Origin of the sequence: Xanthomonas sp. DAR 35659 (assembly GCF_041242975.1) — a bacterium.
GTDB classification, from domain to species: domain Bacteria; phylum Pseudomonadota; class Gammaproteobacteria; order Xanthomonadales; family Xanthomonadaceae; genus Xanthomonas_A; species Xanthomonas_A medicagonis.
Genome location: NZ_CP162488.1, coordinates 4,416,903 through 4,426,462 on the forward strand (window position 1 = coordinate 4,416,903; position 9,560 = coordinate 4,426,462).

Below are 9,560 nucleotides of genomic sequence, written 5' to 3' on the forward strand. Positions count from 1 at the left end.
ATCGATCACCGCCCCCTGTCTATCGATCACCGCCCCCTGTCTGGAGCCACACCTCCTTTAGTAAAGGGGGCGCGCCGACAGGCGCGGGGATTTGGGGGTTGATGAGCCGGGGCCCACGTTTTGCGGAGCCAAACGTGGGGCTGGTGCGCGAATGCGCAACAGCTAGCTCAACTGCCCATGGCAATGCTTGTACTTCTTGCCGCTGCCGCACGGGCACGGGTCGTTGCGGCCGACCTTGGGCGCCTCGCGGGTGACCTGCGCCACCTGCGGCGGGTTGGCGCCCAGCGCCACCTGCTCGGCTTCCTCGTCGGCGCTGTAGCCGCCGGCGTCCTGGTGCTGGAACTGCGCCTGGCGCAGTTGCGCTTCCATCTGCTGGCGTTCCTGCGCTTCCAGCGCCGCCACCTCTTCCTCGCTGCGGATGCGCACGCGCGCCAGCAGGGTCACCACTTCGCGCTTGGCGTGTTCGAGCATCTCCGAGAACAGCTCGAACGCTTCTTTCTTGTATTCCTGCTTGGGCTGCTTCTGCGCATAGCCGCGCAGGTGGATGCCCTGGCGCAGGTAGTCCATGCGCGCCAGATGCTCCTTCCAGCTCTGGTCGAGCACGGTCAGCATCACGTGCTTCTCCAGCGCGCGCATGGTCTCGCTGCCGATCGCCGATTCCTTGTGCTGGAAGTGCCGGTCGACTTCCTCGCGCACCTTCTCGGCGATGCCGGCCGCGTCCAGTTCCTCGTGGCGCTTGACCAGGTCGGTCAACGACAGCGGCAGGCCCAGGTCGCTGGCCAGGGTCGCTTCCAGGCCGGCCAGGTCCCACTGCTCGTCCACCGAGTTCGGCGGCACGAAGCGCGCGACCAGGTCGTAGATCACGTCGTCGCGGATGCCGTCGACGTTCTCCTTCACCGACTCGGCATCGAGCAATTCGTCGCGCTGCGCGTAGATCACCTTGCGCTGGTCGTTGTTGACGTCGTCGAAGTCGAGCAGGTTCTTGCGGATATCGAAGTTGTGCGCCTCGACCTTGCGCTGCGCCTTCTCGATCTGGCGGCTGACCATGCGGTCCTCGATGACGTCGTCTTCCTTCATGCCCATCATGCGCATCGCCTTCTGCACCCAGTCGGAGGCGAAGATGCGCATCAGGTTGTCTTCCAGCGACAGGTAGAACCGCGAGGAACCCGGATCGCCCTGACGGCCGGAACGGCCGCGCAGCTGGTTGTCGATACGCCGCGACTCGTGGCGCTCGGTGCCGATGATGTGCAGGCCGCCGGCGGCCTTGACCGCGTCGTGGCGCTCCTGCCAGGCCGCCTTCAGGCGCGCGCGCTCGGCGTCGCTCAGGTCATCGCCCAGCGCATGCAGTTCCGCTTCCAGCGAGCCGCCGAGCACGATGTCGGTACCGCGGCCGGCCATGTTGGTGGCGATGGTCACCGCGCCCGGCTGGCCGGCGTTGGCGACGATCTGCGCCTCGCGCTCGTGCTGCTTGGCGTTGAGCACCTCGTGCTTCACGCCCGCCTTGCGCAGGTGCTCGGAGAGCATCTCCGAGGTCTCGATCGAGGTGGTGCCGACCAGCACCGGCTGGCCGCGCTTGGCGCAGTCCTCGATGTCGGCCAGCACCGCGTTGAACTTGCCCTGCCGGTTGAGGAACACCTGGTCGGGCCAGTCCTTGCGGATGGTCGGTCGGTTGGTCGGGATCACCACCACTTCCAGGCCGTAGATGCTCTGGAATTCGTAGGCTTCGGTATCGGCCGTACCGGTCATGCCGGACAGCTTCTTGTACATGCGGAACAGGTTCTGGAAGGTGATGCTGGCCAGCGTCTGGTTCTCGCGCTGCACCGGCACGCCTTCCTTCGCCTCCACCGCCTGGTGCAGGCCGTCGGACCAGCGCCGGCCCGGCAGGGTGCGGCCGGTGAATTCGTCGACGATCACCACCTCGCCGTCGCGCACGATGTAGTCCACGTCGCGCTGGTAGATCGCGTGCGCGCGCAGCGCGGCGTTGAGGTGATGCACCACGCTGAGGTTCTGCGCGCCGTACAGGCGGTCCTCCTCGTTGGCCAGGATCCCGGCCGCGCGCAGCAGCTCTTCGGCGTGCTCCATGCCCGCCTCGGACAGATGCACCTGCTTGCCCTTCTCGTCGACCCAGAAGTCGCCCTCGCCTTCCTCTGACTCCTGCTTGGTCAGCTGCGGCACGATGCGGTTGACGCGGATGTACAGCTCCGGCGAATCGTCGGCCGGTCCGGAAATGATCAGCGGGGTGCGCGCCTCGTCGATCAGGATCGAGTCGACCTCGTCGACAATGGCGTAGTTCAGGCCGCGCTGGTAGCGGTCGGCCTTGGACAGCGCCATGTTGTCGCGCAGGTAGTCGAAACCGAATTCGTTGTTGGTGCCGTAGGTGATGTCGGCGGCGTAGGCGGCGTGCTTGTCGCTGTGCGGCATGCCCGGATAGACCACGCCCACGCTCAGGCCCAGCCAGTTGTACAGCTTGCCCATCTGCGCGGCGTCGCGGCGTGCCAGGTAGTCGTTGACGGTGACCACGTGCACGCCCTTGTCCTCCAGCGCGTTGAGGTACACCGGCAGCGTCGCCACCAGGGTCTTGCCTTCGCCGGTGCGCATTTCCGCGATCTTGCCCAGGTGCAGCACCATGCCGCCGATCAGCTGCACGTCGTAGTGGCGCATGCCCAGCACGCGGCGGCTGGCCTCGCGGCACACCGCGAACGCTTCCGGCAGCACCCTGTCCAGGGTCTCGCCGCCGGCGATGCGCCCGCGCAGTTCCGGGGTCTTGGCCTGCAGCTGCGCATCGGAGAGCTGCTCCATCTCCGGTTCCAGCGCGTTGATCTTGGCGACGATACGGTGGAGCTGGCGCAGCTGGCGCTCGTTGCGGCTACCGAAAACGCGAGTAAGCAGACTGTTGATCATTGAAGGAACCGGTTGGAAAGGAACGCCAGCACGGCCCGTTCCCCCAGGGAATCGAGGGGCCGCAAACGAAACAGGGCGCGAGGCGCCCTGTCGTGGCAAAGCGTATTGTAGCTTGGGGCGGCCGTCGGCGATTCAAGCGCCGCCGATGCCGCCCCGCGCCGCTCAGCCGCGCCCGCGGCGGCCCACCGGGGTGGCGCCGTCGCCGAGGAACTTGGCCGGGTTCATCACCACGCCGTCCTTCCACACCTCGAAATGCACGTGCGCGCCGGTGGAGCGGCCGGTGGAGCCGGCCTTGGCCACTTCCTGGCCGACCCGCACCAGGTCGCCGACCTTCACCGACAGCCGCGAATTGTGCGCGTAGCGGGTGACATAGCCGTTGCCATGGTCGACCTCGACCACGTTGCCGTAGCCGCCGCGCACGCCCGAGTAGCTGACCACGCCGTCGGCCACGGCCAGCACCGGGTCGCCGACATTGGCGTGGAAGTCGATGCCCTTGTGGTTGCCGGCGCCACGGCCGAACGGATCGGCGCGGCCGCCGAAACCGGAGGTGATGTAGCTGTTGCGGATCGGCGTCCGCGACGGCACCGCGTTCTGGTCGAGCTGGTGGTCGAACAGCAGCGATTCGAGCACCGACAGCTGCTGGCCGGAGGTGGCGAACTGCTGTTGCAGCCCGTCCAGCTCCTTGCCCAGTTGCTGCGCCGGCATGTCCTGGCTGGGTTCGTCGTCGCCGCCACCGACGCCGACCGGCTGGTCGAAGTCGAACTCGCCGTCCTGCAGCTTGCCCATGCGGGTCAGGCGCTCGCCGAGCGCGTTCAGGCGCGTGGCCTGCGCCTGCAGTTCGCCCAGCCGCGCGGCCAGCGCGTTGACCTGGGTCTGTGCGTCGCGGCGCACCTGCGCCAGTTCCGCGTCCTGCTTCTGCACCTTGGCCCGCAACTGCGCCGAACCGGCCCAGCCGGTCGCGGCGCTGACGCCGATGCCGAGTACCATGCCCACGCCGAGGACCGTGCCCAGCACGGCCAGGGGACGCCGGTCCGCGAACTCGCGGAGCCGCCACGGCAGATCCTTGATCCCCTTTTCACGCGAATTGATTACGATCTTCTTAAACGCCATATGAGTTTTCATGTCTAAGCGAAAGTCCGGCGAGGGCCATACCACCGCGCCGATGCCGGCGTTGGACGCGGCACTGGCGGACAAGGTGGGCGACCCGTTGCGACGTGCCTTGTGGCTCGATGCGCTGGACCGACAGTTGCGCCCCCATCTGTCGCCGAACCTCGCCTCCCGTTGCCGGTTGGCCAATGTGAACGGCGAACAGCTCGTTTTTCTCGTTGACTCTCCGGTCTGGCACGCCCGTGTGAGGCTGGCCGAGGCCGACATCCTTGCTGCTGCCCGATCCCTCGGACTGAAAGCCACCCGGGTGACCGTCAAGATTGCGACTGCACCTGCGCACTCCCCAATGCATCAGGCAAGAAACAAGCCAGCACCGGTCTCCGCGGCGACGCACAAGGGGTTGCGCGACGCGCTGGCATCCTTGCAGGACGTCGATTCCACTACGCCCGCAACAACCGCGGCCTCCGGCCGCGGCGGTCTGCGTACGTAGACAGACACGACGCCACCCGACGCATCCTAACGGGCGCCGGGCGCGAGGTCGTTACCGATTCGTTAAATAGAAGTTAAGGAAAGTGCGCCATCGGCGATGGCGTCCCGGTTCCGTGACCGGAGGCGGCCCCGGCAACGGGGCGCCGAACTTTAGGCGTAAGCCACGGCCCCGTAGGCCACCGGCGCCGGCTGCGCGCCGGCATCGAAGCTCACCCACTCCCACGCGGCCTGCTCGGCGAGCAGTGCGCGGACCAGCTTGTTGTTCAGCGCATGGCCGGATTTGTAGCCTTCGTAGGCGCCCAGGATGGCGCCGCCGGCCAGGTACAGATCGCCGATCGCGTCCAGGATCTTGTGCCGCACGAACTCGTCGGCATAACGCAGGCCGTCGTCGTTGAGCACGCGGAACTCGTCGAGCACGATGGCGTTGTCCATCGACCCGCCCAGGCCGAGATTGCGCTCGCGCATGTACTCCAGATCGCGCATGAAACCGAAGGTGCGCGCGCGGGAGATTTCCTTGATGTAGGCCATGGTCGAGAACTCGATTTCCTGGCGCGACTGCTTGGCCGGGATCATCGGGTGGTCGAACTGGATGGTGAAGCCGAGCTTGTAGCCGTCGTACGGCTCGAAGCGCGCGATCTTGTCGCCGTCGCGCACTTCCACCGGCCGCTTGATGCGGATGAAGCGCTTGGGCTTGCCCTGTTCGACGATGCCCGCTGACTGCAGCAGGAACACGAACGGACCCGAGGAACCGTCCATGATCGGCAGTTCGGCCGAGGACAGTTCGACGATGGCGTTGTCGACGCCGAGGCCGGCCATCGCCGACATCAGGTGTTCCACCGTCTGGATCTTGGCCTCGCCGCGGCTCAGCCCGGTGCACAGCGTGGTCTCGGTGACCAGTTCGGCATCGGCCGGCACTTCCACCGCCGGTTCCAGGTCGACCCGGCGGAACACGATGCCATGGTCGGCCGGTGCCGGGCGCAGCGTCATGTACACCTTGTCGCCGCTATGCAGGCCAACGCCGGTGGCGCGGATCGTGTTCTTGAGAGTGCGTTGCTGGGTCATGGGAGACAGTCTGGGAACGTCCGCTCAGACGGGAACTGAACGGAATCGAGAATATCACGCGTTTAGCCAAATTTTAACAATCCGGTCACAGTGTCCTATCCACGCAACGCTGGTCCAGCCGGCGTTGCGGGCGCAAAAACCTGCCGGGTCGGCGCGACCCGGCAGCAAGGGCACGGCACGCCGCGCAAGCGGACTCCCGCGCGACGGTAGGACGGCCGGCACCGGGCCGGCCCGGCGCGGTCAGGCGGCGTCGAGGCGCAGGGCGGACGGTGTGCTGGCGACGCAGCGCGTCGCCCACCGGTTCGCACCTGGCCACGGATGGCCAGGCTGGGCCATCCGCACGCCGGACTGTCGCGCCAGGAACGCCATCAGTCGGCCTGGCGGCGCAGGAACGCCGGGATATCCAGGTAGTCGTTGGGCAGGTCGGCCGCCGCCGGCGCCGGCGCGGATGCGCCCATCGCCTCGCCGCTCGGACGGCGCAGGCCCAGGCCCATCGCACCGCCGACCGCCTTGGACACCGCGTCGCCGCCGTGGTCGAAGTCGCCGAACTCCGGCTGCCCGGTGGTGGCGTTGCGCACCAGCTTGATCGGTGCGCGCTGCTCCGGTCGCTGCGCCTGGCGCGACACCGCGCGGTTCAGGCCGGTGGCGACCACGGTCACGCGCACTTCGTCCTGCATGTCCTGGTCCAGCACGGTGCCGACCACCACGGTCGCGTCCTCGGAGGCGAAGCCTTCGATGGTGCGGCCGATCTCGTCGAACTCGGACATGGTGAAGTCCGGGCCGGCGGTGATGTTGACCAGGATGCCGTTGGCGCCGGCCAGGTTGACGTCGTCCAGCAGCGGGTTCTGGATCGCCGCTTCGGCGGCGGCCTGCGCGCGGTCGTCGCCGCGCGCCGAGCCGGTGCCCATCATCGCCAGGCCCATTTCCGACATCACGGTGCGCACGTCGGCGAAGTCGACGTTGATCAGGCCCGGACGCACGATCAGGTCGGCGATGCCCTGCACCGCGCCCTGCAGCACATCGTTGGCGGCGCGGAACGCCTGGATCATGGTGGCGTTGCGGCCGAGCACGGTGATCAGCTTTTCATTCGGAATGGTGATCAGCGAGTCGCAGTGCTGGCTCAGTTCCTCGATGCCCTTCAGCGCCACCTGCATGCGGCGGCGGCCTTCGAACGGGAACGGCTTGGTGACCACGGCCACGGTCAGGATGCCCATTTCCTTGGCCAGTTGCGCCACCACCGGCGCGGCGCCGGTACCGGTGCCGCCGCCCATGCCGGCGGTGATGAACACCATGTCCGCGCCCTGCAGCGCGTCCATGATGCGCTCGCGGTCTTCCAGCGCGGCCTGGCGGCCGACTTCCGGATTCGCGCCCGCGCCCAGGCCCTTGGTGACGTTGGTGCCGAGCTGCAGCTGCAGCTTGGCGCCGCAGTTCTTGATCGCCTGCGAGTCGGTGTTGGCGGTGATGAACTCCACGCCGTCCACGCTGCTGCTGACCATGTGCGCGACCGCGTTGCCGCCGCCGCCGCCCACGCCAACGACCTTGATCACTGCATTGGGTGCCATCTTTTCAATCAGTTCGAAATGCGCCATGTCCGTTTCCTCTTTGAGCTGTGAATGGGGAATCGGGAATGGGGAATCGGATCGCTCCGTTCGCCTGCCCGACACCCGCATTTCAGCGAGTGTTGTTGTTTGGAAGCCGGGAGTGGGGAATCGGGAATGGGGAATCGCAGCAGCGATCTCCACTCCCCCATCCGCTCCTCGGCGGAAGTACAAAAAAACTACGCCCTACCTGCCCTACCGCTCTCCACTCTCTCTCTCAACCACCGCTCTTCGCTTTTCGCTCTTACCTATTCCCAATTCCCGATTCCCTGTTCCCGGCTCCATCAGAACTCGCCGCGATACCAGTTCTTCAATTTCTTGAACAAGCTGCCGGCGCGGCCAGTCGGCAGCGACGGGCGGCGCGGGTGTTCGATCTGGCTGCCCATCAACAGCAGGCCCACGCCGGTGGCGTGCACCGGGTTGCCGACGACTTCGCCCAGGCCGGTGACGTGCTGGGGAATGCCCACGCGCACCGGCATCTGCACCATTTCCTCGGCCAGTTCGACCACGCCTTCCATCTTCGAGGCGCCACCAGTGAGCACCATGCCGGCGCGCACCAGTTCCTCGAAGCCGGAGCGGCGCAGTTCCGCCTGCACCATCTCGAAGATCTCCTCGTAGCGGCCCTGCACCGCCTGCGCCAGCGAATGGCGCGGCATGCGCCGCGGCGGACGGTCGCCGACGCTGGGCACCTGGATGCTTTCTTCCGCGGTGGCCAGCTGCGCCAGGGCGCAGGCGTAGCGCACCTTGATCTGCTCGGCTTCCGGCGTCGGCGTGCGCAGCATGTGCGCGATGTCGTTGGTGACGTGGTCGCCGGCGATCGGCAGCGAGGCGGTGTGGCAGATCGCGCCCTGCACGAACACCGCCAGGTCGGTGGTGCCGGCGCCCATGTCCACCAGCACCACGCCCAGCTCGCGCTCGTCGGCGGTCAGCACCGCCACCGAGGATGCCAGCGAGGACAGGATCAGGTCGTCCACCTGCAGGCCGCAGCGCTGCACGCACTTGCTGATGTTGGCCGCGGCCGACTGCGCGCACACCACCAGGTGCGCGTGCACCTCCAGGCGCACGCCGGTCATGCCGACCGGGTTGCGGATGCCTTCCTGCGAATCGTCCAGCACGTACTCGCGCGGGATCGCGTGCAGGATGCGCTGGTCGGCCGGGATCGCCACCGCCTTGGCCGCTTCCAGCACGCGGTCCAGGTCGGTCCAGGTCACTTCGCCGTCGCGGATCGGCACGATCCCGGGCGAGTTCTTGCACTGCACGTGGTTGCCGGAGATCGAGGCGTAGACCGAACGGATCTCGCAGCCGGCCATCAGCTCCGCTTCCTCGACCGCGCGCTGGATCGACTGCACGGTGGATTCGATGTCCACGACCACGCCGCGCTTGAGCCCGCGCGATTCGTGCGAACCGATGCCGATCACCTCGATCGGGTTGCCGGGCGAGTACTCGCCGACCAGCGCGACGACCTTGGAGGTGCCGATGTCCAGTCCAACGATGAGGGATTTGTCGCCTTTGCGGTTCATGTCTTGGAGCCGGGAATGGGGAATCGGGAATCGGGAATGGTGAGGAGCGGGTTCGTGCGCGCGGATGGAGGATCGGCGATCGCCGCATGGCGCGCGGTTTGGGTCGGTGCCGGCGGCTTTTTCTCCATTCCCGGTTCCCGATTCACGATTCCCCGCTCCACCGTAAAGCCATTGGTGTAGCGCAGGTCGGCGCGCGCCACGGGGCCTTGATCGCCTTGCAACAGTTGCGGCAGCACGCGGGCGAAACGGGCCAGGCGGGTGCGCGCGTCGTCGCGGCCGACCACCACCTGCACGTTGTCGCCCAGTTGCAGCGACCAGCTGCCGCGTGCGTCCATCGCCACGCCGTTGACCGACAACCCGGCCGGCGCGAAAAGCGCGCGCGATTCGTTGTACAGCGCCACCACTTCCTGCGCCTTTGCATCCGGCCCGGCCAACTGCGGCAGGGCTGTGCCGCGCAGTTCGGCGGGCAGGGCGAAGATGCGGCCCTGCTCGGACAGCATGCGGTCCGCGCCCCAGCGCGCGAACGGGCGATGTTCGGTGACGCGCACTTCCAGCACGTCCGGCCAGCGCTTGCGCACGCGCGCGCTCTCCACCCACGGCAGGCGCTCGATCGCGTCCTGCGCATCCTGCAGGCGCACCGCGAAGAAGCCGCGGCGCGCGTACGGCAGCACCACCTGCCGCAACTGCTCGGCCGGCACGCGCTTGAAATCGCCGCTGACCTGCAACCGGCTCAACGGCCAGCGCTCGGCGCCGACCCAGCCGTTGAGCACCGCCACCACCGGCAGCGCGACCAGGGCCAGCGCCAGCAGCCAGGCGAGGATGCGCAGCAGGGCGCTCATTGGCGCACCTTTGGGTGCGCGGGAATGGAGAATCGGGAATAGGG

At 67.5% G+C, this 9,560-nt stretch carries 7 protein-coding genes; 1 reads left to right on the forward strand and 6 read right to left on the reverse strand.

Annotation, left to right across the window (positions count from 1 at the left end):
• Window positions 1–162: 162 nt before the first annotated feature.
• Window positions 163–2,901: a preprotein translocase subunit SecA gene (gene secA / locus AB3X07_RS18710; RefSeq protein WP_369940238.1), complete on the reverse strand. Its 2,739-nt coding sequence runs from the start codon at window positions 2,899–2,901 to the stop codon at window positions 163–165.
• 162 nt (window positions 2,902–3,063) lie between these two features.
• On the reverse strand, window positions 3,064–4,011 hold the full coding sequence (locus AB3X07_RS18715) for a peptidoglycan DD-metalloendopeptidase family protein (protein WP_369940240.1): 948 nt from the start codon (window positions 4,009–4,011) through the stop codon (window positions 3,064–3,066).
• 10 nt (window positions 4,012–4,021) lie between these two features.
• Between AB3X07_RS18715 and AB3X07_RS18720 the strand changes: the two genes are divergently transcribed.
• A complete protein-coding gene (locus AB3X07_RS18720) occupies window positions 4,022–4,498 on the forward strand; it encodes a DciA family protein (protein WP_369940242.1) in 477 nt (158 codons plus the stop codon).
• Between the two features lie 149 nt (window positions 4,499–4,647).
• On the opposite strand, the gene lpxC is transcribed toward AB3X07_RS18720, so the two are convergent.
• From lpxC to AB3X07_RS18740, 4 genes are all read right to left on the reverse strand, one after another.
• On the reverse strand, window positions 4,648–5,559 hold the full coding sequence (lpxC, locus tag AB3X07_RS18725; RefSeq protein ID WP_369940243.1) for a UDP-3-O-acyl-N-acetylglucosamine deacetylase: 912 nt from the start codon (window positions 5,557–5,559) through the stop codon (window positions 4,648–4,650).
• A 368-nt stretch (window positions 5,560–5,927) separates the two neighbouring features.
• Complete coding sequence (ftsZ, locus tag AB3X07_RS18730; RefSeq protein ID WP_369940245.1) at window positions 5,928–7,148, reverse strand: cell division protein FtsZ; 1,221 nt, start codon at window positions 7,146–7,148, stop codon at window positions 5,928–5,930.
• Between the two features lie 293 nt (window positions 7,149–7,441).
• Entirely contained in the window at window positions 7,442–8,677 is a 1,236-nt protein-coding gene (gene ftsA / locus AB3X07_RS18735) for a cell division protein FtsA (RefSeq protein WP_184413574.1), read from the reverse strand.
• The gene (locus AB3X07_RS18740) at window positions 8,674–9,516 is read right to left on the reverse strand and encodes a cell division protein FtsQ/DivIB (protein ID WP_369940246.1); all 843 of its coding nucleotides are present in this window, start codon (window positions 9,514–9,516) and stop codon (window positions 8,674–8,676) included. Before AB3X07_RS18740 ends, ftsA begins: the two co-directional genes overlap by 4 nt.
• Window positions 9,517–9,560: the final 44 nt, after the last annotated feature.